We start from the raw sequence: 24,273 nt of genomic DNA, 5'->3' as shown, positions 1-24,273 counted from the left end.
CAGCCCTGCTTCGGAGGCATCGCATCATGAACATCCTGTCCGCCATCCCGCCAAGCGAACAGCGGCGCGAGGCCAGCACGTGGCAGGGCGGCGCGCGGCCGCGCTATCCCGAGGCCAGCGTCGAACACGCGCACGTCGACCTCGCGCTGAACGCCGCGCTGGGGCGCCTGACCGGCTACGTGTCGCCGGCGGCGCTGGCCGGCGCGTGGCACGACTGGGCCACCCACCTGCTGCTCTCGCCCGCCAAGCAGCTGGAGCTGGGCGTGCAGGCCGCGAGCAACATGCAGCGCTGGCTGCAGTACAGTGCCAGCGCCATGTTCGGCACGCCGGCCGAGCCCGTACAGCCGCTGGCCCAGGACAAGCGCTTCAGCGATCCGCTCTGGCATGCGTGGCCGTGGAACCAGCTGAGCCAGGGCTTCCTGCTCACGCAGCAATGGTGGCACCGGGCCACGGCCGGCGTGCGGGGCGTGTCGTCGCACCACGGCGACGTGGTCACGTTCGTCGCGCGCCAACTGCTCGACGGTATCGCGCCGTCGAACTTCATCGCCACCAATCCCGTCGCGCAGCAGGTCACGCTCGCCAGCGGCGGGCAGAACCTCGTGCACGGCATGGCCCGCGCGGGCACGGACATGCGCCGCGCGCTGGCCGGCACGTCGGCGCCCGTCAGCCTCCGGCCCGGGCGCGACGTCGCCATCACGCCCGGCAAGGTCGTGATGGAAAACCACCTCGTCGAACTGCTGCGCTACGATCCCGTCACGCCGCAGGTGCATGCCGTGCCGCTGCTGATCGTGCCCGCGTGGATCATGAAGTACTACATCCTCGACCTCTCCCCGCACAACTCGCTCGTGCGCTACCTCGTCGAGCATGGCCACACCGTGTACATGATCTCGTGGAAGAATCCGCAGGCCGACGACCGCGACCTGTCGCTGGACGATTACCGGCGGCACGGCATCATGGAGTCGCTGGACACGGTCGTGCGCGAGAGCGGCGCCCCGCAGATCAATGCGTGCGGCTATTGCCTTGGCGGCACCCTGCTCGCGATCGCGGCGGCGGCAATGGCGCGCGACGGCGACGAGCGCCTTGCCAGCATGACGCTGCTGGCGGCGCAGGTCGACTTCACGGAGCCGGGCGAGCTGTCGCTGTTCATCGACGAGAGCCAGGTCAGCTTCCTGGAAGCCGTGATGTGGCAGCAGGGCTACCTGGATACGCGCCAGATGGCGGGCGCCTTCCAGCTGCTGCGCTCGAACGACCTGATCTGGTCGCGCCGCCTGCGCCACTACCTGCTCGACATCCCCGACAAGGACAATGACCTCGCCTCGTGGAATGCGGACGCCACGCGCATGCCCTACCGCATGCACTCGCAATACCTGCGCAACCTGTTCCTGCAGAACAGCCTGGCCAGCTCACGCTACCTCGTGAACGGGCGGCCGGTGGCGCTGACCGACATCCACATCCCCATCCTCGCGGTCGGCACGATGACGGACCACGTGGCGCCGTGGCGCTCCGTCTATAAAATCATTCCGCTGAGCGATACGTCGGTGACGTTCCTGCTGACGTCGGGCGGCCACAATGCGGGCGTCGTGTCGCCGCCGGGTACGCCGAACCGCAGCTACCAGATGAGCACGCACGAGCACGACGCGCCGTACGTCGATCCCGATACCTGGCAGGCCGAGACGCGCGTGCGGGAAGGCAGCTGGTGGCCGGCGTGGGAACATTGGCTGGCCCGCCTGGCCGGTCCATGGGTGGCGCCGCCTCCACAAGGACGCAGCGTGCGTGACGCGCCCGGCCACTACGTCCTGGAGCCGTAAGCCGTAAGCCGTAAGCCGTCAGCCGTGCGCCGTCAGCCCGGCAGCACGATGCCCGTGGTGCCGGGGCAGACAGGACGCGAGTATTCGCGCGAGACGTCGATGCAGCCGCCATCGGCATACACGCCGCGCGTGTCACGCAGGCGCGACATGCACGCGACGACGGATGCCAGCGCGGCCGGGTTGGCGGCCGTCTCCGCCACGTGCGCGGCGACGATCGCCTCGTTCATCCGCAAGTCGCCGGCGGCGTCGACATACGTGCCGTGGCGCCAGTGGTAGATCTCCAGGCATTTCGCGACCAGGCTGTACGGGCGGTCGCGCTGCCAGAAATTGCTGAACAGGCCGTTGCCGAGATAGATCACCCACGAGCCTTCGTAGCCGGAGGCGTCCGACGAAAGCGCGTCCGGATTGCGGAACCACACGCGATCGCCCGGCACGTACCAGCGCGGCGGCAGCGGCGCGTCGAACGAACCGTATTCGACGAGAAAGACGTCGTGGAAGGCGCCCGACTGGATCGCTGACGTCTCCCACTGCCGCTGCAAGGCTGCGAGCAGCGGCGGGTTGGTCCGTTCGAGTTCGCGCGCGATCCCGAGCAGCATCACGTATTCGGTCGCGCGGTAGCAGGAGAACGCGTACATGCGCCCGTCGCCCGCACCGGGCTGCGTCGCGAGCGTGAGGGCCTCGATCAGCGGCTGTCCAGGCAAGACCGTGAAGCCGCGGTCTTCGTCGTACGTCCAGTGGCTGGCCGGGCGGTCCGCTTCGGCCGTGCCGAACGCGAGCTGGGTGGCGCGCGCGGCCACGACGATGTTGCGCCGGATCGCGACCGCCGCCAGGAATTCGGCGGCACTCGCAAAGCGGAGCGTGCGCGGCGCGGCCAGCAGCGCCAGCACGATCTCGCGTTCGAGGTGGACCATGTTCGCGGCGGTATCGAGGCCGAGATCGCGGCACAGGTTCAGCGTGTCGCCATCGTCCACGAGCGCGTGCGCGGCGTCCGCCGACAGCGCGAAACCGCGGCCGTGTTCAAACGGCGCGAGATAGGGCCGCAAGCCGAGCTCGTCGAGCTTGTCGAGGACCTGGCGGTGCTGTGCGGGATCGTCGCCGTGGATGTCCAGGCCGCCGGATTGCGGCGGAGCGAGTTCCTGCGGGGCGAGTTCTTGGTATGCGGCGAGTTTCACGGGGGCGACAGCCTTAAAAGGGACGACGGACAGGGCAAGAAATGCTTCCGATATGCAATGAAAACGGTACGCCGCGAACCTGAAGTGAAAATTAAAAACAGGGTCGTCGAACATTACAGATTGGAAAGGCTGCCGTGTCTCGCGTGGCTGGCGTCAGGCTTGATGCGCCTCAAATGCGTTCAGGGCGTCGAGTACCGCGTGATCGGTATCCCGGTGTAACAGGCCACGCGCCTGCGTGGGCGTCACGAGGTGGACGGCTTGCGATTCCCACCCCATGTGCGCGGGATGGCCACCGATCCGGCGCGCGATGTAAAAGCGTGTAAAGGTCTGGGTGCGAGGGAAGTCGCCCAGCCAGGCCACCGGTTCCACGAGCAGCCCCGATTCTTCCCATACCTCGCGGATGGCCGTGGCCTGCAGCGGCAGGCCCGGTTCGACGCGCCCTTTCGGAAAGGTCACCGCATAGCCGCCAAAGCCGTTCGACGGCGCCACGAGCCAGATGCGGCCGTCGGCTTCGCGCACGACGGCGCCGGCCGCCGCGTGCTTCCCCGGCGGGAGGACGAACGGCGGTTCGACAAGCGTGGCGCCACCGGCGCAAGCGGCATCGACCATGGCGCGCGTGCACGCCGCGAGCGGCACGCCATCCAGCATGCCGGCGCAGACGCTGCCCGGCACGAACGTCACCGCGGCCCGCGGGTCGGCCAGCGCAGCGAGGTTCGCTTCGCACGACGGCGCGTGCAGCCGCACCTTGCGGCCGTGTTCGTCCAGTTGCGGATGCCAGGTGTCGTCCATGCCGGCGACTATACCAGCGCCGCGTAAACATGGTGCTCATCATCCAATCGTACGACAGCCTCATCCGCAAATTTGTGAGAATATCGGCCGAGCGACACGTTGACCAAACGCAAGGTCGCTCTCGATTCGTATTGACACAGCGAGGAATGGATGAACCCAACCCCAGCGCTCCGCGACGGAGCCGGCACGTGAACACACGGGATCAAAGCGTACTGCACGAAGGCACGCAGGCGCCCGCCGAAGTACCGAAGGCCTGCGCCACCGAATTCGACAGCATCGCGCTCGTGCTGCAGGGCGGCGGCGCGCTCGGTGCGTACCAGGCCGGCGTGTACGAAAAACTGCTGGAAGCGGGCGTCGAGCCCACGTGGGTGTCCGGCATTTCGATCGGCGCCATCAACAGCGCGATCATCGCCGGCAATCCGCGCGAGCGGCGGGTCGAACGCCTGCGCGAATTCTGGGAACTGGTCAGCACGGCCAGCGACGGCTTCGTGGGCGACCGGTGGACCGGCGTGCCGCTGGTCGACACGCTGCACGCGTGGGTCAACCAGATCGCGGCCGGAAGAGTGCTCGTGCAGGGCGTGCCCGGCTTCTTCGAACCGCGCGTGCCGCCGCCGTACCTGTCGTGGCCCGGTCTGGGTGCGACGAGTTTCTACGACACGGCGCCCCTTCGGGCGACGCTGGAGCGCCTCGTCGACTTCGACCGCATCAACGCGCGCGAGATGCGGCTGTCGATCGGCGCCGTCAACGTCAGGACCGGCAACTTCGCCTACTTCGACAATGCGAAGGACCGCATCGGGCCGGAACACGTCATGGCCAGCGGCGCGCTGCCGCCCGGCTTCGACGCGGTGGAGATCGACGGCGAGCGGTACTGGGACGGCGGCATGGTGTCGAACACGCCGCTCGACTGGGTACTGTCCGCGCGTTCGCGCCTGCACACGCTCGTGTTCCAGGTCGACCTGTGGAGCGCGCGCGGCGAAGTGCCGAAAGACCTTGCCGCCGTCGCGACGCGCATGAAGGAGATCCAGTATTCGAGCCGCACGCGCACCGCGACCGACGCATTCCGCCGCACGGAGAAGCTGCGCACGGCCTTCAACGAACTGCTGGCGATGATGCCGCCCGAACTGGCCGCGACGCGGCAGGCGCAAATGCTGGCGGAAGCGTCGGACCCCGCGCTGTACAACATCGTCGAACTGGTCTACCGCTCGCCGAACTACGAAGGCCAGTACAAGGATTTCGAATTCTCGCGCCGCACGATGAAGGAACACTGGCAGGCCGGCTACGCGGATGCGACGAAGACGCTCGCGCATGAAGAGATCTTCCAGCTGCCGCGCTTCGAGTGCAACCCGGCCACCTACGATTTCCTGACGCCGCCCGCGCATCCCCTTCCCCTCCCCACCTCCGCAGAAAAGGAACCGACATGAACATGCAGGACAAAGTCGCCGTCGTCACGGGCGCCGCCAGCGGCATCGGCAAAGAGATCGCGAAGACCTATTTCGACCATGGCGCGAAGGTCGTCATCGCGGACCTCAACCTGGAGGCCGCGCAGGCCGTCGCGCGTGAATTCGATCCGACCGGCGAACGCGCGCTGGCCGTCGCGATGGACGTGACGAACGAGGAACAGGTCGACGCGGGCATCGCGCAAGTGACCGATCAATTCGGCGGCATCGACGTGCTCGTGTCGAACGCGGGCATCCAGATCGTCGCGCCGGTCGACGAATTCAAGTTCTCCGACTGGAAGAAGATGCTCGCGATTCACCTCGATGGCGCCTTCCTCACGACGCGCGCGTGCCTGAAGCGGATGTATGCGCAGGGCCGCGGCGGCAGCGTGATCTACATGGGGTCCGTGCACTCGAAGGAAGCCTCCGTGCTGAAGGCGCCGTACGTCGCCGCGAAGCATGGCCTCGTCGGCCTGGCCAAGGTCGTCGCCAAGGAAGGCGCGAAGCACGGCGTGCGGGCGAACGTGATCTGCCCCGGCTTCGTGCGCACGCCGCTCGTCGACAAGCAGATCCCGGAGCAGGCGAAGGAACTGGGGATCAGCGAAGAGGACGTCGTCAGGAAGGTGATGCTGAAGGAGACGGTCGACGGCGAATTCACGACCGTGGAAGACGTCGCGCACACGGCGCTGTTCCTCGCGACGTTCCCGTCGAACGCGCTGACGGGCCAGTCGATCGTCGTCAGCCACGGCTGGTTCATGCAGTAGGTCTTGCAGCCCGCGGGGCATCCGCGGGCGATCGTTACTTCGGACCCTCCAGGGGACGGTAGTTCACGTCCTGCACCTGCAGGCGGCCCAGCGCCGCCGGCATCCGCTCCTCGAACCCGGCGTACTCCTTCAGCGCCTTCGGCGTCCACAGGCCCTCGGCCAGCGCCGCCAGGCGCGGCCAGGCCATGTATTCGACGTCGCGCGGGGTCGCCATGTATTCCGTCCACAACTGCGCCTGGCTGCCCAGCACATGGCGCGCCTGCGACGCCGGCAGCGCGGCCGGCAACGGGTCGTACGCGTACACGCGCGCGAGCGTCGTCACGTCGCGCACGCCCATCGGTTCGCGGAAGCCCGGGCTCTTCGGGTCGGCCTGGTAAAAATCGAAATAGGTCGCGCGCTCGGGCGTCATGACGACGTCGTGTCCGGCGCCCGCGGCCTTGATGCCGCCCGCCTCGCCGCGCCAGCTCATCACGGCGGCGCCCGGCGCGAGGCCGCCTTCCAGGATCTCGTCCCAGCCGATCAGGCGGCGGCCGTGCCGCGTCAGGTAGGCATCCATGCGGCCGATGAACCAGCTCTGCAGGCCGTGCAGCGCGGGATGTTCGGCGGGCTTGCCCTGCGCATCGCGGTAGTTTTGGATGTCCTGCAGCGTGGCGGTGGCGGGCACGAGACCCAGCTGCTTCATGCGCGCCAGCGCGGCCGGCGACTGCGCCCATTCCGTCTTCGGGCACTCGTCGCCGCCCACGTGGATGGTCTGGCCCGGGAACAGGTCCATCACCTCGTCCAGCACATTCTGCAGGAAGGCGATCGTGCCGTCCTCCACGTTGAACACGTGCGGGATCACGCCCCAGTCGGTGCCGACCTGGAGTATCCGATCCGGCCGGTTGCCCAGCTCGGGATACGCCGCGACGGCGGCCTGCGCATGCCCCGGCATCTCGATCTCCGGCACGATCGTCACGTGGCGCGCGGCCGCCCAGGCGACCACTTCGCGGATGTCGTCCTGCGTATAAAAGCCGCCGTGCGGCTTGCCGTCGTAGCGCGGCGGATCGTACGCGAGCATGCTGTCGCGGCGCCACGCGCCCACCTGCGTCAGGCGCGGATAGCGCTTGATCTCGATGCGCCAGCCCTGGTCGTCCGTCAGATGCCAGTGGAAGACGTTCATCTTGTGCTGGGCAAGCAGCTCGATGTGCTTCAGCACGAATTCCTTCGGCATGAAGTGGCGCGCGGCGTCCAGGTGGCTGCCACGCCACGAGAACCGCGGCGCGTCCTCGATCGCCACGGCCGGCAGCGTCCACGTGCGTTTCACCCGCGCCTGGCGGTAGATGTCGGCCGGGAGCATTTGGCGCAGGGTCTGGATGCCGTAGAACAGGCCTGCCGGCTGCGCCGCCGCGATGGTCACGCCGCGCGTGTCGCTCACGAGGCGGTAGCCCTCCTTGCCCAGGTCCGCCTTCGGGTCGAGGCGCAGGCGGATCGCGTTGGCGCCGTCGTGCGCGGTCACCGGCAGGTCGAAGCCGGTGGCCGGGCGGAGGTAGTCGCGCAGGGTCGACGCCTCGGGCAGCGCGGCGCCGCTGGCGACGATGCGGGTGGCCGGCGTGAGGACGTACTCGCCCGTCCCGCGCTCCAGCCGGGCCGGACGCGGCACGATGTCCTGTGCGTGGACCACGCCGGTCAGGCAACACAACGACAGGACGGCGAACATGCGCATGACGACACCTCGATGATGAAAGAGTGGATTACAGCCTTGCCCAGCTGCCCTTGTACAGCACGGGTCCCGTTGGTCCGTTCGGATCGGGCGAGCCGACCTTCGGCTCCAGGCTGATCGCGAGCAGGGCCACGTCCGGCGCGGTCGCGCGCGCGTCCAGCGCCAGGTCCGTGCTGCGGTTGCCGGGCAGGATGCCGAGCGAGCGGGGTTTGCCCGTGCGCGTGATCGCCCACAGTTGCAGGGTGCGGTCGGCGGGCACGTGGACGTCTTCCGCCACGCGCACCTGCAGGCGGCGGTGACGCGTGTCGGCCGTGACGACCATGGCGGTCTGCGACTGGGCGTCGGACAGCGCGGCGATCTGCTGCGTCCGCGGCGCAGCCGCCGGCGGCGCGGCGAGGCGCACGGCCAGCACGAGCGCGGCCGCGCCCGCGGCCAGCGCCAGCACGCCCCACGGCCGCGCGGCGGACGTGTGCCAGAACTGCCACCACTGCGGCTGTACCGCAGGTCCGAGGCGGCCCTCGATGCCTTCCCATACGCGCGCCGGCGGCGTCACCGGCTGCTGCAGTTCGGCCAGCGCCGCGAGCCGGCCCTGCCAGTCGGCGACGGCGGCGCGCAATTGACGGTCGTCGCGCAGCCACGTCTCGAAGCGGCGCCGCGCCCCGCCGCGCAAGGTGCCGAGCGCGTATTCGGCCGCGAGCCGGTCGCGCAGCGGCGCGTTGTCGCGGATGTTCATGCGGCCTCCCGTCTGGACAGGCAATCGCGCAGCCGGTCGAGGCCGCGCCGGATCCACGTCTTGACCGTGCCGAGCGGCAGGGCGAGACGCGCCGCCACCTCCGAATACGACAGGTCGTGCAGGTACGCCATGCCGATCGCCTGGCGCTGGCGGTCCGCGAGCGTGTCCATGCAACGCGCCAGCGCCTGCGCGTCGCGCGAGAGCTGCGCCTGTCCGTGCGGACCCGCCGTCATGTCGGCCAGGCCGTCGGCATCTTCGAGCTCGGCCCGGACGTCGCCGCCGTCCGCCAGCGCGCGGCGGCGGACGTCCAGCGCCTTGTTGCGCACGATCGTCACCATCCACGTGAGCGGCGACGCCAGGTGCACCTGGTAGCCGGCGGCCGCGTGCCAGATCGCGACGAACGCGTCCTGCACGGCCTCCTCCGCCAGTTCTTCCTTGTGCAGCACGCGCAGCGCGAAGCCGAACAGCTGCGCCGACGTGGCGTCGTACAGCCTGCGGAACGCGGCGCGGTCCTGCAGGGCCACGGCCGCGAGCACATGGTACAGCTGGTCGTCCTGGTCGGTCTCGTGGCTCACGTCGCCCCTGTCATTGATTTAATGAAAACATTGTAACCGTACAATGACAGGACTGGAAACGATTACATTCGTGCGGAAAGGTATTGCTCGCGCACGGACAATCCGGTCTGCGGCAAGCGCGCGGCCGTCACGGTGACCTGCTTCATGACGGCCGCGTCGTCGACGACCTTCACCACCGCCGCACGCGGACAGAAAAGCCTCCCCCGCTCCCTCCTGTACGCAGCAATCCGGCGATCGGATTCAAACTACCTACGAAGCCGTTGTCAGCGACTTCACCAGCTTCACGCGCTTGATCTCGCCCACGATGAACACATAGCTGAAGATCGCGACGGCGGCGTTGGCGCCGACATACACGAGCGCCCCCGCGAACGAGCCGGTGCCCTGCAGGATGTAGCCGATGACGATGGGCGTCGTGATGCCGGCGATGTTGCCGAAGGTGTTGAACAGCGCGCCGGACAGGCCGCCCGCTTCCTTCGGCGACGTGTCCGCGACGACGGCCCAGCCCAGCGCGCCGACGCCCTTGCCGAAGAAGGCCAGCGCCATCACGGCGACGACGACGGCGTCGGTGTCGATGTAGTTACAGGCGATCATGCTCATCGACAGCAGCATGCCGCACACGATCGGCACCTTGCGCGACATCGACAGCGAGAAGCCGGCCTTCGCGAGGCGGTCCGAGATCGTCCCGCCCACGACGCCGCCGAGGAAGCCGGCGATGGCGGGTAGCGATGCGACGAAGCCCGCCTTCAGGATCGTCATGTGGCGCTCCTGCACGAGGTAGACGGGGAACCACGTGAGGAAGAAGTACGTCAGCGTGTTGATGCAGTACTGGCCGATGTACACGCCCAGCAGCATGCGATTGGACAGCAGCTCCTTGACGCAGGCGAGCGTGTCGACCGCGGGCGCCTGCGATGCGCGTTTGCCGCCATCCAGGTCGACGAGCGCCCCGCCCTCCTCGATGTATTTCAGTTCGCCGGCGCTGACGGACGGGTGGTCCTTCGGGCCGTGGATGACCTTCAGCCAGACGAAGGCCAGCGCGATCCCGAGGCCGCCCATCACGATGAACACGCTCTCCCAGCCGAACGCGTGGACGAGCCAGCCCATGATCGGCGCGAACAGCACGGTCGCGAAATACTGCGCGGAGTTGAACAGCGCGGACGCGAGCCCTCGCTCGTGCGTGGGGAACCACGCCGACGTGATGCGGCTGTTGCCGGGGAACGAAGGCGCCTCGGCCGCGCCGACGAGGAAACGCAGCACGAACAGCGTGCCAACGGCGGCGGCGCCGGTGAGGAAGCCGACGCCGCCCGTCAGCAGCGTGAACAGCGACCAGAGAAAAATGCTGAAGAAATAGGTGATCTTCGAGCCGAAGCGGTCGAGCAGCCAGCCGCCGGGCAGCTGCGCCGCCACGTACGACCATGCGAACGCGGAAAAGACGAAGCCCATCTCGACGGGCGACAGGCCCAGGGCCTTGCGGATTTCCGGACCCGCGATCGAGATCGACGCGCGGTCGGCGTAGTTGACCGTCGTGACGATGAACAGGATGGCGAGTATGCCCCAGCGCGTGCGCGACGCGAGTTTGGTGGTTGCGGCCGGTATGGCGGCGGTCGTTGTGTGCTCCATGGTCCCTCCAGAGATTGGTGTGGCCGCCGGACTCAGAACGTCTGGCGGATGCCCAGGTTGAAGCCGGTGTTGCCCGTACCCGGCTCCGTGTTGTTGGCGACCGTGTAGCCGGCGCCGTTCTTGTTATGGATATGTGCGTACGCGGCGTACAGGCCCGTGCGCCTGGACAGCGCGTACAGGTAACCGATGCCCCACTCGCGGGCGTCCTGGTCGAAGTGCGTGCGGTCGTCCTTGTGCTGCGTGGAGAACATCAGCGTGCCCGGCCCGACGGGAGCGGAGAACCCGAGCAGGATCTCGCGGCCGTCCGTCGACGGCGTCGGTTTCACCCCGCCGTACGGGTTGTTCGCGTTGCCCAGGGTGGCGCTGTCATAACCCTTGTCGACTTCGAATGCGCCATACAGCTTGATCCATTTGAGGTCGTAGTTGGCACCGAGGAGCACGTTGCGGCCCAGGTCGTGGTTCACGCCCGCCGCCGCCACGTCCGTGTTCTTGCTGTTGTAGGCGAGGCGCACGCGCAGGGCGCCACGGGCCAGGTCGAGCGCACCGCCGAACTGGCGACCGGCCGACAATTCGGTCTGCTCGCCGGCGCTGTACGCGAGTTCCGCGTGCACGCCGTTCACCTTGGGCGACGTGTACGTGATCGTGTTGCTGGTGCGGACATTGGTGCCGTTGTCGGGGAAGAGGTTCTTCGCCGTGCCCGCGTAGCCCGTGCCGAACGGATCGGCGACGGACGTCAGCGTGAGGTGGTAAGGCGTGTACTGGCGGCCGAAGGCGATCGCGCCCGCCTTCGTTTTCATGCCCACGAACGCCTGGCGGTTGAAGATCGTGTTCGCGGCATCGAGCTCGCCCGTATCGATCTTCGCACCCGTCTCCAGAGTGAAGAACGCGGACATGCCGTTGCCCAGGTCCTCCGTGCCGCGGAAGCCGATGCGCGATGCGGACGCGGCGCCGCTCGTGATCTTCGTCCGGTGACCGGCGGCGCTGCCGTTCTCGCCGACGAACGCCGCGTCGGCGATGCCGTAGATCGTGACATTCGTCTGGGCGTGCGCGCCCGCGCCCGCGGCCAGGCCGAGGGCGATGCATACTGCTGTCTTCAAGATGTCTCCTTGCTGTTCTCTAGCTTGTGCGGTCGCGCGTGCGGTCAGGTCACGGGCGCCGGATTGAAGAGCGTGAGCGCGTTATGGAGCTTCCAGTGCTCGGCCCACGTCTTCTTGCGGCCGCTCGCCACGTCGAGCAGGAAGTGGAACAACTCCCAGCCGACGTCCGCGATCGTGGAGTCTCCCGTCGCGATGCGGCCGGCGTTGATGTCCATGAGGTCGTGCCAGCGGCGTGCCAGGTCGTCGCGCGTGGCGACTTTCACGACCGGCACGGCGGCCAGGCCATAAGGCGTGCCGCGGCCGGTCGTGAACACGTGCATGTTCATGCCGGCGGCCAGCTGCAGGGTGCCGCAGATGAAATCGCTGGCCGGCGTGGCCGCGTAGATCAGGCCTTTCTGCTGGAGCTTGTCGCCCGGCGCCAGCACGCCCGCGATCGGCGCCGTGCCGGACTTGATGATGGACCCCATCGCCTTTTCCGTGATGTTGGCGAGGCCGCCCTTCTTGTTGCCCGGCGTCGTGTTCGCGCTGCGGTCCACGCCGCCCCGCTTCAGGTACTCGTCGTACCACGCCATCTCGCGGATCATCGCGTGCGCGACGTCGTCGTCGGCGGCGCGCGCCGTCAGCTGGTCGATGCCGTCGCGAACTTCCGTCGTTTCGGAAAACATGACGGCGGCGCCCGCCCGCACGAGCAGGTCGCTCGCGAAGCCGACGGCCGGATTCGCGGTCACGCCGGAGAACGCGTCGCTGCCGCCGCACTGCACGCCGACGACGAGTTCTGACGCCGGCACCGTCTCGCGCCGGCGCTCGTTCAGTACCGCCAGATGCTTCTCGGCCGTGCGCATGATGGAGTCGATCATGTCGCCGAAGCCCACGTGCGCGGCATCCTGCAGGCACACGGTATCCAGCTCTTGTTTCGGCGTCTGGATCGGGATCGAACCCTGCGGGAACATACGCGCCGGCTGCAGCTTCTCGCAGCCCAGGCTCACGAGCATCACGCGGCCGCCGAAGTTCGGGTTCTTCGCGATGTTGCGCAGCGTCCGGATCGGGATCTCGGCGCCGGGCGCGTCGATGGCGACGCCGCAGCCGTACGTGTGCTCGATGGCGACGACGTCGTCCACGTGCGGGTACTGGGGCAGCAGCTCCTTCCTGATGCGGTCGACCGCGAACGCGACGACACCCGACACGCACTGCACCGTCTCGCTGATGGCGAGGATGTTGCGCGTGCCGACCGAGCCGTCCGGATTGCGGAAGCCTTCGAACGTATAGCCTTCCAGCGGCGGCAACGGTACGCGGTCGCGGACGGGCTTCGGCAGGTCGTCCAGGCCGCGCGCGGCCGGCATGCCGACCAGCGATTCCTCGATCCACGTGCCGCGGGCGATCGGTTGCAGCGCATGGCCGATCGTCACGTCGTAGCGGACGATGGGTGCGCCCTGGGCGATGTCGACGAGCGCCACCTTGTGCCCTTCCGGCACGCGGGTGGCCAGGGTCAGCCCGTCCGGGAAGATAGTGCCTTCCGGCAGGCCGCCGGCGTTGACGACGATGGCGACGTTGTCGTTCTCGTGCATGCGGATGGTGCGGGGGATAGTCATCAGCGTCTCCATGATTGCGCAATCATTTAACAGCAAAGCACAACAAGCACGCACTTTGCGCAAAAATGACACCGCAATCATTCTTGTCTTAAAAATAGGGCCGGTAGTTCGGCCGAGGTGTTTGGTATGATACCGCAATCATCTTCGAACGCAAGCGTTTTGTGATCGGATGTCGTACAAGTGATAAAGAACACAACAACATGATGGATCCCGCAGACGACACGCTCCCCACCAACGGAGACCGCCCGAAAAGCATCACGCTGAAGGACGTCGCGCGACTGGCGGGCCTCTCTCCCATCACGGTATCGCGCGCGCTGCACAACCCCAAGCTCGTCAAGCCGGACACGATCGCGCGCGTGAAAGAAGCCGCGGCCGCGATGGGCTATATCCCGAACATGCTGGCCGGCAGCCTGACGACGAAGCGCAGCCAGCTCATCGCCGCCATCGTGCCGCAGTTGTCGAACTCGATGTTCGCGGAGACGGTGCAGGGTCTCAACGACGAGTTGTCGGCGCACGGCTACCAGTTGCTGCTGTCGGTGTCGAACTATTCGCGCCAAAAGGAAGAAGACCTGCTGACGGCGATCCTGTCGCGCCAGCCCGACGGCATCGTCCTCACCGGCATCCATCATCACCCCGGCGTGCGCAAGAAACTGCTGGCGACCGGCGTGCCCGTCGTGGAAGCGTGGGACCTGACGCCCTCCCCCATCGACATCGCCATCGGCTTTTCGCAGGAACGGGTTGGCGAAAAGGTCGCGCAATACCTTTTAAGTAAAGGCTACAGGCGTTTCGCATCGATCTGCGCGCGCGACGAGCGCGCCAACCGGCGGCGCCTGGCGCTGGAGGCGGAACTGAAACAGCACGGCGTGGTGCCCATCGCCACGCACATGGCCACCCCGCCGACCGTGATGAATCTCGGCCGCGAAGGCCTGCGCGCGATCCTGGCCGAGGGCCACCAGCCCGACGTCGTCGTGTGCAGCTCCGACGTGCTGGCCCATGGCGCCCTCATCGAGGCGCAGGCGCAAGGCATCGCCGTGCCCGGATCGCTCGGCATCATGGGCTTCGGCGACTTCGACTTCGCCGCGTACACCCATCCTCCCATCTCGTCCGTCCACGTCGACAAGCGCGCGATCGGCGTGCGGGCGGCGCGGGCGCTCATCGCCAAGATCGAAGGCGACGCGCTGGCGGACAACGTGGTCGACGTGGGCTTCCAGCTCGTCGAACGGGCGACGACGCGCACCGCCGGCTGACCGGCGCCGAAACAACGATATCGCAAATTATTCTTGCGACGTCGCGGGCTTAGTTATACGATGTCTGACAAGTTAAACCCACCGCCCTGGAGCGCAAATGAATCCGCAAGAACTCAAGCAAGTGATGTCGTCCGGCCTGCTGTCCTTCCCCATCACCGACTTCGATGCCGAAGGCAACTTCCGCAAGAACACCTATATCGAACGCCTGGAATGGCTCGCCCCGTACGGCGCCACCGCCCTGTTCGCGGCCGGCGGCACCGGCGAATTCTTCTCGCTGACGCACGACGAATACTCGCAGGTGATCAAGACCGCGGTCGACACGTGCGCCGGCAAGGTGCCGATCCTCGCCGGCGTCGGCGGCCCGACCCGCGCCGCGATCGCGTTCGCGCAGGAAGCTGAGCGCCTGGGCGCGAAAGGCGTGCTGCTGCTGCCGCACTACCTGACGGAAGCGAGCCAGGACGGCCTCGTCGCGCACGTGGAAGAAGTCTGCAAATCGGTGAACATCGGCGTCGTCGTGTACAACCGCGCGCAATGCCGCCTGACCGCGGACTCGCTGGAACAGCTGGCCGACCGCTGCCCGAACCTGATCGGCTTCAAGGACGGCATCGGCGACATCGAACTGATGGTCTCGATCTGGCGCCGCATGGGCGACCGTTTCAGCTACCTGGGCGGCCTGCCGACCGCGGAAGTGTATGCGGCAGCTTACAAGGCGCTAGGCGTGCCCGTGTACTCGTCGGCCGTCTTCAACTTCATGCCGCAACTGGCGATGGATTTCTATCACGCGATCGCGCAGGACGACCACGCGACGACGAACCGCCTGCTGGACGAATTCTTCCTGCCCTACCTGGCGATCCGCAACCGCAAGGCCGGCTACGCCGTGTCGATCGTGAAGGCGGGCGCCCGCCTCGTCGGCCACGACGGCGGTCCGGTGCGCGCGCCGCTGACCGATTTGACGGAAGAAGAACACGCCATGCTCGATCAACTGATCAAGAAGCAGAACGTGCGCTGATCACCAGAAGGTCGCCGGCGTCCCCGTGATGACGACGTCGGCGATGCGGCAGTTGGCGCCCGCCAGGCGCAGCCGCAAGCGCCGTCCCGTGACGGCGCGCACCGGCACGTCGAACGTGTCGGCCGCCGCCGGCACGTCGGCCAGCACCTGCCACACGCCGCCCGTATCCTGCGCTTCCGCCGTCACGCCGCAGCGCCCGCCCGGCGCGAACCGCACCGCCAGCCGGCGGTAATTCACGATGCGCTCGGGGTCGATGGCGAACCACGGCGCCGCGTCGTCCGCCGCCGGTGCCCACCATGTGGCGGCGTCGCCGTCGTTGACCAGCGACGATGCGTGCTCGGCCGCGCTCGAACTGGCCTGCGTCGGATTCTTCAGGCCGAACGCCTGCTCTCCCCCCACCGCCATCTTGCGTTGCACGTACGGCCGGTCGGCCGCCAGCGGCGTCACGCCGTCCACGAAGGCCGGACCGTCCACCGTCTCCACCGTCAGCACGCCGTCGGCGAGGCCGGGCGACGTCGCGCGGATCCGTGTCGTGCCGCGCTGCCAGCTGCGCATGGCGATGGCGGCCTGGCCGTCGCGGATCGGGATGTCGCCGTCCGGCGTGAACGCGATGCTGCGTCCCGTCGGCAGCTCGCCCGGCCCCGCTTCCAGCGCCAACTTCACGGGCGGGCTGTTGGACAGCGCCCTGCCGGCCGCATCCAACACCGTCACGACCAGTTGCACGTCGTCCGTGCCGTCCGCGTGGCGGATGACGGGACTGCTGGCCGTCACCCGTAGGGCGGCCGGCTGGCCCGGCTGCGGCCACGCCGGCGGCGAGATGCCGCGGTAGGCATTACGGTACCAGTACCAGCTGCGCTTCGGCAGCCGCGCATAATCGACGAGGCCCATCGAGCCGAACTTGCCCGCGATCGAGCCGTGGTCGAACCCGGCCCATACGGCTTCGCCCGCGCGCCACGGGAAGCGCCACGACGCCGGCTCGCCCGCCTTCGCGCCCGGCGTGCGTTCGATGTCGCCCCAGCCCGGGGCGTATTCGCCCGGCCGGTCCGAGATGGTCGAGCCGTACTCCGCGACGAAGTTGGCGATGCCGGGATTCGGGAACAGCACGGCGCCGTCGCCGTTGTAGCCGGCGATGTCGCCGATGCGGTCCATGTCTCCCCGCTGCGCGCCGTCGACGGCCGCGGGCCGCGTGGGATCGAGCCTGTGCGACAGCGCCACCTCGTCCGCCAGCAGCTTGCGCACGGCCGGCAGGGTCTCCTTGTCGGTGAAGAAGACCTCGTTGTCCATGCCCCACGCGACGACGGACGGATGGTTGCGGTTGATGCGGATGAGTTCCGCCAGCTGCTGCTTGACGCTGTCCTCGAACGCGGCCTGGTGTTCGGCTTCGGGCGGATAGGCGGACCGGCTCCACGGACTCCTCATGCCGGCCGTGCCCCAGAACGGCGCCTCCGGCAGGAACAGCATGCCGATCCGATCGGTCGCTTCGGCGAAATGCGGGTCGTGCGGATAGTGCGAGCCGCGGATGAAATCGAAACCGGCGTCCTTCATCAGCTGCACGTCGCGGTCGATGGCGGCATTCGTCACGGCGTCGCCCCATCCGGCCTGGTCCTGGTGCACGTTGGCGCCGCGGAAGTAGCGGTGCTCGCCGTTGAGAAAAAAGCCCTGGTCGGCCGTCCACTTGATGGTGCGGAAGCCGAACGGCGTCTCGAAGCGGTCGCGCTGGCGCCCCGCCACGTCGAGCGTCGTGACGGCGCGGTACAGCGTGGGCGTCTCGGGACTCCACAGCTCGAGGCCCGACAGCCGCGCGGACTCCTGCGCGACGTCCAGCGTCTGCCCCGGCGGCACGCGGACGGCCGCGTCGGGCAGCACGGCGACAGTGGCGCCGCGGCCGTCGGCGATGCGGGTGCGCACCGTCACCTTGACGGGTTTGCGGCCGTCGTTGCGCACCTCCGTCGCCACGCGCACGGCGCCGCTGCGGCCCGTCAGGCCCGGCGTGGTCACGGCCGTGCCGGTCCACGGGACGTGCACGTCGTCCGTCGTCACGAGCCAGACGTCGCGGTAGATGCCGCCGCTGAAGATATGTTCGCCGGCGCGCGGCGCGAGCGTCGGGTCCCAGGTGTTGTCGACGCGGACGGCGATCACGTTGCGCCCCGGATGCAGGGCGCCGGTCAGGTCGACGGGAAAGCCGGTATAGCCGCCGCGGTGGCGCGCGATCCTGCGGCCGTTGGCGTACACCTCGGCCGTCTGGAACGCGGCTTCGAACTCGAGCGTCCAGCGGCGCCCGGCGGTCCCTTGCGGCAGCACGAGATCCTTGCGGTACCAGCCGTAGCCGACGTACACCTCAGGCGCCTGGAAGTAAGGCGTGCTGAAACTGTGCGGGAGACCCACGGCCTGCCAGTCGCCGTCGTCGAAGTCGACCTTCTCGGCACCGCCGATGTCGCCCAGGTGGAAGCGCCAGCCGGCGTTGAAATTCTGCCGCTGGCGCGCGGTGGGTGCTGCGGCCGCGGCCGAAGCCGGGGTTGCGGCCGGGGTTGCGGCCGGGGTTGCGGCATGCCCCACGCCGGTCAATATGGCAAGCGCCATGGCGGAAGCCGCCAGGCGGATCAGGGTCGCCGTCTGCGAACGCATCGTTGCTCCAGGTAGGGTGTCATCATCATACAGGAGCGTCATTGTGGCGACGTGCGACCTGCGCGGGCAATGATGAAATCCACCGGAGCGGCGAACGTTTTTTCAGCGCACGGGCGCGAGCCCTTCGGCGGACGCATCCAGTTGCAGGGCCACCACAGTGTCCATGCCGTCGCGCGCGGCGGCCGGTACCGAAATCTCGATGCCGCGCGCGGATTGCTCGACCTTCGCCGCGCCGCCGCCCAGCACGGACGCGCGCACGACGCGGGCCGGGATCGCCGGCAGGGCGAGCTTGTCGCCCGGCCAGTTCAGCACGTGGACATAGACCGTGTTGCCGCGGCGCGTCGACGCGCCCCAGCTGCCCGGCAGGAACGGCCCGCCGCGGGTGCCGTAGATGCTGTCGCCATGCTTGCCCAGCCACGCGCCGATCTCGCGCAGGCGCTGGGCCTGCGCCGGATCGATGCGGCCGTCGGGGTCGGGCCCCACGTTGAGCAGCAGGTTGCCGTCGCGTCCCGCCACGTTCGCCAGCAGCTGGATGTAGTGCTTCAGGGGCTTCGGCTGCATGTTCGGCTGGTAGCCCCAGGCGCCGGCGATCGTCGTGCACAGCTCCCACGGATGCTGGTCGTCGAAGTCGCCCAGCGCGCCGTCGCCTTCGCGCGAGTGGAAGTCTTCCTTCATGTCCGCGCGGCCGTTGATGACGACGTTCGGCTGCAGGCGGCGCAGCATCGTGTGCACCTTGTCGTGCTGCCAGTCGAAGCCGCCGCCGTAGTGCTTGCCGGGCGCGCGCTTCTGCCACTGCGCGGCAGACCAGTCGCCGCCGAAACTCAGCCAGTCGGTCTCGCCGCCATCGAACCACAGCACGTCGAGCTTGCCGTAGTTGGACAGCAGTTTTTCCATCTGGCGGTGGTACTGGGCGCGCATCGCTTCCGCGCTGTCCCGGTACAGGTCGGGGAAGAAGTAGCCCGGATAGCGCCAGTCCAGCGGCGAGTAATACAGCCCCACGCCCATGCCGGCCTTGCGCGCGGCCTTCACGTAATCCGCGACGAAATCGCGCTGCGCGGCCGTCTTCGTGCTCGAGAACGGATTGTCGCCGTCGTCGAACATCGCAAAGCCGTCGTGGTGGCGCGACGTGAACACCATGTATTTCATGCCCGCGGACTTCGCCAGCTGCGCCCACCCGTCCGGGTCGAAGTGGCGCGGCTTGAACTGGCCGGCCAGCTTCGCGTACTCGTTCACCGGGGTTTGTTCCATGAATTGCGCCCACTCGCCGCGGCCGGGGATGGCGTACAGCCCCCAGTGGATGAACATGCCGAAGCGGGCCTGGCGCCACCAGGCGATGCGGGCGGCCGCGTCGCCGTCGGCGGCCGGCGCTCCGGCGGCCGGCGCCCCGGCGGGGGTCGCCTGTGCGGACGCCGCACCCGGCAGCGCGCATGCGGCGGCGGCCAGCAACAGGCCGGCCAGGGCGCGCCGGCGGCGGCCGTGCGCTGGAATGAATGTGTTCACAGTGTCTCCGTTGGATTTTGTCGGATTGTCCGAATTGTGTCCCGTCTCCGCAATTATGAAATCGCTTATCGCCGTCATAAAAAATGTGGAAGCCGCGCACGGCACAATGGTATCGGTAACAAATCGATTTCTGCAATACAATCTTGCGAATTCGACTAAATGTGTCCTGTTACCATGCCCAGTTCCACATTGTTCCCCACCGCAGCCATCCGGGTCTCTACCCTCCTCGCGGCCCTCCTGGCCGCGCCGGCCGCCAGGGCCATCGTCCCCGCACAGAACGACGATATCGCGGAACTGAGCCTGGAAGAACTGGCCAACATCCAGGTCACGTCCGTATCGAAACGGTCGGAATCGCTGTCCGACGCGGCGGCCTCCATCTTCGTCATCACGGGCAACGACATCCGCCGCGCGGGCGCCGCGTCGCTGCCGGAAGCGCTGCGGCTCGCGCCCAACCTGCAGGTGGCGCGCGTCGATGCGCGGAATTACGCGGTCACGGCGCGCGGCTTTTCCAGCCCGTTCGAAAACAAGCTGCTCGTGCTGATCGACGGCCGCACCGTGTACTCCCCCCTGTTTTCCGGCGTGTTCTGGGACGTGCAGGACGTGGTGCTGGACGACGTCGAGCGCATCGAAGTGATCAGCGGCCCGGGCGCGACCTTGTGGGGTGCGAATGCCGTCAACGGCGTCATCAACATCATCACGAAGTCGTCCGCCGCCACGCAGGGCGCACTGCTGGCGACGACCCTCGGCAAGGATGCGCGCGACGGCGCCGTGCGCTACGGCGGCCGGATGAAAGGCGACGGCCACTATCGCGCCTACGCCAAGCACGCCGAAAACGACGACACGAACACGGCGGCGGGCGCCACCTCGCAGACGGGCTGGCACCGCGACCAGGCCGGGTTCCGCACGGACTGGGGCGATGGGCTCACGGTCCAGGGCGACGTTTACGACGCACGGCTGCGCCAGGCGAATACGCGCGACATCAGGGTCGCCGGCGCGAACCTGCTGGGGCGCGCGGCGCGCACGTTCGCGGACGGCTCGTCGGCCACCGTCCAGCTGTACTGGGACCACACGGAGCGCGACCAGCCGAACGCCTTCCACGAACGCCTCGACACGTTCGACCTGCAGTTGCAGCACGCCGTGCACGTCGGCGGCAGCCACCATGTCGTGTGGGGCGGCGGCTACCGCCTGGGCCACGACCGCGTCGAGAACGGCCCCGCGTTCGGCTTCCTGCCCGGAACGCTGAACCTGCGCTGGGCGAACCTGTTCGCGCAGGACGAGATCGCGCTGCGCGACAACCTGCGCCTCACGGCCGGCCTGAAAATCGAGGACAACAATTACACGGGCGTCGAAATGCTGCCCACCTTGCGCCTCGCGTGGAATCCGCGGCCGGCTGCCCTCGTGTGGACGTCGCTGTCGCGCGCCGTGCGGGCGCCGTCGCGCATCGACCGCGATTTGTACAGTCCCATCCGGCCGCCCGTCGTGAACGGCGTGCCGCAGTATGGCGTCGCGGGTGGTCCCGGGTTCGAATCGGAGACGGCCAAGGTATTCGAACTGGGCTACCGCGGCCGGCCCTCGGCGTCCCTGTCGTATTCGACCACCTTGTTCTTCAGCCGCTACGACCGGCTGCGCACGCTGGAGCCGAATCCGTCCGGCCCGGGTTCCGTGTTCGAGAACCGGGCGGACGGCCTCACGCGCGGCATCGAAGCGTGGGCCACGTGGCAGGCGGCGGATGCGTGGCGCCTGTCCGGCGGCGGGGTCGTGCAGCGCGTCGGCACCACCCTGGAGCCCGGTAGCCGCGACCTGTCGGGAGCGACGGGCCTGTTCACGAGCGACCCGACGCATTACTGGCAGGTGCGCTCCTCGTACGACATCGGCGCCGGCCAGGAATTCGACGTGACCTTGCGCCACGTGGGCGCGCTGCCGCGCCCGAGCGTGCCCGCGTACACGGCCGTCGATGCGCGCTGGGGCTGGCGCATCCGCCGCGGCGTCGAACTGTCGATCATCGGCCAGAATCTGTTCGATCCGCGCCATGCGGAATTCGGGTCGCCCGCCACGCGCAGCGAATACGAACGCGCGCTCGCCGTGCGGGTCGTGTGGACGCCCTGACGCCAGTCGGCGTCAGGGCGGAAATCGCAGGCTGAACACGGTGCGCCCGCCCGGCACGCTGTCGACTTCCGCTGTGCCGCCGTGCAGGCGCATGATGGCGCGCACGATCGACAGCCCCAGGCCGACCGAGCTCCCCGCGCCACGCGCCGCGTCGGCCCGGTAATAGCGTTCGAACACGCGTTCGAGGTGCTCGGGCGCGATGCCGTCGCCGCTGTTTTCCACCGACAGCGTGACCCACTGGCCGTCGCTCGCCGCACCCAGGCTGACGACGCCGCCCCGCGGCGTGTGCGCGATCGCGTTCGACACGAGGTTGTTGACGGCGCGCCGCAGCAGCACCGGGTCCGCGTGCACCCGCAGGCCCCCGACGTCGTCGAGGCCGAACCGGATGCCCTTGTCCTCGGCCAGCATCTCGAAATACTCCCGGATGTGCTCCAGTTCCGCGCGCACGTCGAGCGCGGTGCTCGCCAGCGCCAGCTGGGCGTTGTCGGCGCGCGCCAGGAACAGCGTGTTCTCGATCATGCGCGCGAGCCGCTCGTACTCCTCGAGGTTCGACGCCAGCAGGGCCTCGTGCTCGTCCGCCGTGCGCTCGCGCGCGAGCGCGACCTGGGTCTGCATCATCAGCGCGTTGACGGGCGTGCGCAGGTCGTGCGCGAGGTCGGCCGCGAAGCCCGACAACCGCTGCACGCCCTCTTCCAGTCGGTCGAGCATCGCGTTGAAGGCGACGGCCAGCGCGCGCAGTTCGGCCGGCAGCTCGGCGGCGGGCATGCGCACTGCGAGGCGCTGGGCGTGGATCGCGTCGGCGCGGGCGATCACGCCGTACAGCGGACGCAGGCCCCGCTTCACGGCCGCGAACCCGAGGGCCGCCGCGACGAGCGTGCCCGCCACGAGGGCGCCCAGCAGGTCGAACGCATAGCGGCGCAGGATCGCGAGCCGGTCGGAGCGCGTGCGCACGAGCGTCACCTGCAGCGGGCGCGCGGCAGCGCCGGCCAGCACGGTGACGATGCGCCGGGAGCCCCGCGCATCGTCGCGCGCGGCGATGTCCGCCGGGCCCGGATCGCGCCCGAGCGGCACGGCGGGCACGCTGCCGTCCGCCGCGCTCACCTGCACGGTGACGCCGTCCTGGCCGATGGCCCGCGCCAGCACCGTGGGATCGCGCGTCGGCAATGCGCCCAGCAGCTGGCGCGCCAGCACGGCCTTGTTGAGCAGGTCCGCATCGTCGCGCCGGCCCATCTGGCGCGCCAGCGTCTGGTACAGGTAGGCGCCGACCGCGACGAACACGGCGGCGGCGATCGCGGCGAACAGCAGGCCGAGACGCAGCGCGATGGACATCGGACGCGCCGTCACTCGCGTTCTTCCATCAGGTACCCCATGCCGCGCACCGTGTGGATCAGCTTGACGGTATACGGATCGTCGACCTTCGTGCGCAGGCGGCGGATGGCGACGTCGACGACGTTCGTGTCCGAATCGAAGTTCATGTCCCACACCTGCGACGAGATGAGCGAGCGTGACAGCACCTCGCCCTGGCGCCGCGCCAGCAGCACGAGCAGCGCGTGTTCCTTCGGCGTGAGGTCGATGCGCTTGCCGGCGCGCGTGACGCGGTGGCGGCGCAGGTCGATCTCGAGGTCGGCCACGGCGAGGATGTCCGGCTCGCGCGTGGGCGCGCGCCGCAGCAGCGTGCGCACGCGCGCGAGCAGTTCGGCGAACGCGAACGGTTTCACGAGGTAGTCGTCCGCGCCGAGCTCCAGGCCGCGCACGCGGTCGGCCACGTCGTCGCGCGCCGTCAGGTACAGCACGGGCGTCTCCTTGTGCTCGCGCAGCTTGGAGAGCACCGTCCAGCCGTCCATCGCCGGCAGCATCACGTCGAGCACGACGAGGTCGTAGTCGTGCTCCAGCGCCAGGTGCAAGCCGTCCGGTCCGGTGCGCGCGAGGTCGGCGTTGAAGCCGGACTCGCGCAAGCCCTTGTGCAGGTAGTCGCCCGTCTTGGGCTCGTCTTCGACGATCAATATGCGCATGCGTCCTCCTGCGGACATTGTGCCGCATTTCCCGGCGCCGCTGGATGACAGGTGCGCCATCGGGCTGTCATCCAATTGTCATGTTGAAGTCACCCTCGCGTCAGCGGCCCTTTTGCAGAATGCGTCCATCCCAACCACGAAGGAGAACCGCATGACCAAGCTGACCCGCACCCTCGCCCTGTCCCTATTCGCCCTCGCCGCCGGCACGGCCGGCGCCATGCCGCGCCCGATGAACGCCGGCCGCGTCATCATGAGCGATACGGCCGACCGCGACGTCGCCATCGACGCCTCGACCCGCTGGGTCAACGTCACCAATGGCCAGACGGTGCGCTTCGATGTCGGTGGCCAGCGCTTCACGTTCGTGTTCGACGCGTGGCCCAGCACGGATTCCGTGCCGCTGTCGGCCATCGCGCCGAAGGGCGTGGCCGTGCCGGACGTGCGGGTCTACATCGCCCCCAACCCGCTGTACCAGGACTGATGCCATGAAAGCCCTCG

Annotated in this window: 19 protein-coding genes; 7 read left to right on the top strand and 12 right to left on the bottom strand. The window is 68.5% G+C overall.

The features are described 5' to 3' along the window. Window positions 1-26: 26 nt before the first annotated feature. Window positions 27-1,808 carry a PHA/PHB synthase family protein gene (locus tag ACEN9G_RS23810; RefSeq protein ID WP_483127050.1) on the top strand — a complete coding sequence of 594 codons (1,782 nt, stop codon included), beginning with the start codon at window positions 27-29 and terminating at the stop codon, window positions 1,806-1,808. 32 nt (window positions 1,809-1,840) lie between these two features. Here ACEN9G_RS23810 and ACEN9G_RS23805 read toward each other — a convergent pair whose 3' ends face one another. Beyond that, entirely contained in the window at window positions 1,841-2,980 is a 1,140-nt protein-coding gene (locus tag ACEN9G_RS23805) for a TGL-type protein-glutamine gamma-glutamyltransferase (RefSeq protein WP_413342760.1), read from the bottom strand. A 153-nt stretch (window positions 2,981-3,133) separates the two neighbouring features. After that, entirely contained in the window at window positions 3,134-3,769 is a 636-nt protein-coding gene (locus tag ACEN9G_RS23800) for an NUDIX hydrolase (protein WP_413342757.1), read from the bottom strand. A 188-nt stretch (window positions 3,770-3,957) separates the two neighbouring features. Here ACEN9G_RS23800 and ACEN9G_RS23795 point away from each other — a divergent pair, with 188 nt between their 5' ends. After that, window positions 3,958-5,190 (top strand): patatin-like phospholipase family protein, encoded by a 1,233-nt coding sequence (locus ACEN9G_RS23795; RefSeq protein ID WP_413342755.1) that lies wholly within the window; start codon window positions 3,958-3,960, stop codon window positions 5,188-5,190. Next, window positions 5,187-5,969 carry a 3-hydroxybutyrate dehydrogenase gene (locus ACEN9G_RS23790; RefSeq protein ID WP_413342753.1) on the top strand — a complete coding sequence of 261 codons (783 nt, stop codon included), beginning with the start codon at window positions 5,187-5,189 and terminating at the stop codon, window positions 5,967-5,969. Before ACEN9G_RS23795 ends, ACEN9G_RS23790 begins: the two co-directional genes overlap by 4 nt. A 34-nt stretch (window positions 5,970-6,003) precedes the next feature. Here ACEN9G_RS23790 and ACEN9G_RS23785 read toward each other — a convergent pair whose 3' ends face one another. The 6 genes from ACEN9G_RS23785 to garD form a co-directional block, all read right to left on the bottom strand. After that, window positions 6,004-7,671, bottom strand: a complete 1,668-nt coding sequence (locus tag ACEN9G_RS23785; protein WP_483127049.1) for a beta-N-acetylhexosaminidase — start codon at window positions 7,669-7,671, stop codon at window positions 6,004-6,006. Between the two features lie 28 nt (window positions 7,672-7,699). Next, a complete protein-coding gene (locus ACEN9G_RS23780; protein WP_483127048.1) occupies window positions 7,700-8,401 on the bottom strand; it encodes an anti-sigma factor in 702 nt (233 codons plus the stop codon). Further along, window positions 8,398-8,976: a sigma-70 family RNA polymerase sigma factor gene (locus ACEN9G_RS23775; RefSeq protein ID WP_483127047.1), complete on the bottom strand. Its 579-nt coding sequence runs from the start codon at window positions 8,974-8,976 to the stop codon at window positions 8,398-8,400. Before ACEN9G_RS23775 ends, ACEN9G_RS23780 begins: the two co-directional genes overlap by 4 nt. Window positions 8,977-9,225: 249 nt before the next feature. Next, window positions 9,226-10,593, bottom strand: a complete 1,368-nt coding sequence (locus ACEN9G_RS23770; RefSeq protein WP_413342033.1) for an MFS transporter — start codon at window positions 10,591-10,593, stop codon at window positions 9,226-9,228. A gap of 32 nt (window positions 10,594-10,625) precedes the next feature. After that, window positions 10,626-11,690, bottom strand: a complete 1,065-nt coding sequence (locus ACEN9G_RS23765) for a porin (protein WP_413342032.1) — start codon at window positions 11,688-11,690, stop codon at window positions 10,626-10,628. A gap of 44 nt (window positions 11,691-11,734) precedes the next feature. Continuing rightward, entirely contained in the window at window positions 11,735-13,279 is a 1,545-nt protein-coding gene (gene garD, locus ACEN9G_RS23760) for a galactarate dehydratase (RefSeq protein WP_413342030.1), read from the bottom strand. A 200-nt stretch (window positions 13,280-13,479) separates the two neighbouring features. On the opposite strand from garD, the gene ACEN9G_RS23755 reads away from it, so the two are divergent. Together ACEN9G_RS23755 and kdgD are read left to right on the top strand one after the other, a co-directional pair. Further along, on the top strand, window positions 13,480-14,526 hold the full coding sequence (locus ACEN9G_RS23755; RefSeq protein ID WP_413342029.1) for a LacI family DNA-binding transcriptional regulator: 1,047 nt from the start codon (window positions 13,480-13,482) through the stop codon (window positions 14,524-14,526). 97 nt (window positions 14,527-14,623) lie between these two features. Next, window positions 14,624-15,535 carry a 5-dehydro-4-deoxyglucarate dehydratase gene (kdgD, locus tag ACEN9G_RS23750; RefSeq protein WP_413342027.1) on the top strand — a complete coding sequence of 304 codons (912 nt, stop codon included), beginning with the start codon at window positions 14,624-14,626 and terminating at the stop codon, window positions 15,533-15,535. Here kdgD and ACEN9G_RS23745 read toward each other — a convergent pair whose 3' ends face one another. Together ACEN9G_RS23745 and ACEN9G_RS23740 are read right to left on the bottom strand one after the other, a co-directional pair. Next, complete coding sequence (locus ACEN9G_RS23745; RefSeq protein ID WP_495605455.1) at window positions 15,536-18,160, bottom strand: glycoside hydrolase family 2 protein; 2,625 nt, start codon at window positions 18,158-18,160, stop codon at window positions 15,536-15,538. Between the two features lie 102 nt (window positions 18,161-18,262). Further along, entirely contained in the window at window positions 18,263-19,660 is a 1,398-nt protein-coding gene (locus tag ACEN9G_RS23740; protein ID WP_483127044.1) for an alpha-L-fucosidase, read from the bottom strand. Between the two features lie 174 nt (window positions 19,661-19,834). On the opposite strand from ACEN9G_RS23740, the gene ACEN9G_RS23735 reads away from it, so the two are divergent. Further along, window positions 19,835-21,766 (top strand): TOL_0244 family TonB-dependent receptor, encoded by a 1,932-nt coding sequence (locus tag ACEN9G_RS23735; protein ID WP_483127043.1) that lies wholly within the window; start codon window positions 19,835-19,837, stop codon window positions 21,764-21,766. A 12-nt stretch (window positions 21,767-21,778) separates the two neighbouring features. On the opposite strand, the gene ACEN9G_RS23730 is transcribed toward ACEN9G_RS23735, so the two are convergent. Both ACEN9G_RS23730 and ACEN9G_RS23725 read right to left on the bottom strand, forming a co-directional pair. Next, window positions 21,779-23,095 (bottom strand): heavy metal sensor histidine kinase, encoded by a 1,317-nt coding sequence (locus ACEN9G_RS23730; protein WP_483127042.1) that lies wholly within the window; start codon window positions 23,093-23,095, stop codon window positions 21,779-21,781. Between the two features lie 11 nt (window positions 23,096-23,106). Beyond that, window positions 23,107-23,778, bottom strand: a complete 672-nt coding sequence (locus ACEN9G_RS23725; protein ID WP_413344435.1) for a heavy metal response regulator transcription factor — start codon at window positions 23,776-23,778, stop codon at window positions 23,107-23,109. A gap of 151 nt (window positions 23,779-23,929) precedes the next feature. Between ACEN9G_RS23725 and ACEN9G_RS23720 the strand changes: the two genes are divergently transcribed. Further along, window positions 23,930-24,256, top strand: a complete 327-nt coding sequence (locus tag ACEN9G_RS23720; protein ID WP_413344433.1) for a CzcE family metal-binding protein — start codon at window positions 23,930-23,932, stop codon at window positions 24,254-24,256. Window positions 24,257-24,273 lie beyond the last annotated feature (17 nt).

Source organism: Massilia sp. Masssp94 (assembly GCF_059491305.1).
Note: the sequence above shows the minus strand (reverse complement) of the source record. Positions and strands in the feature narration are given on the sequence as shown.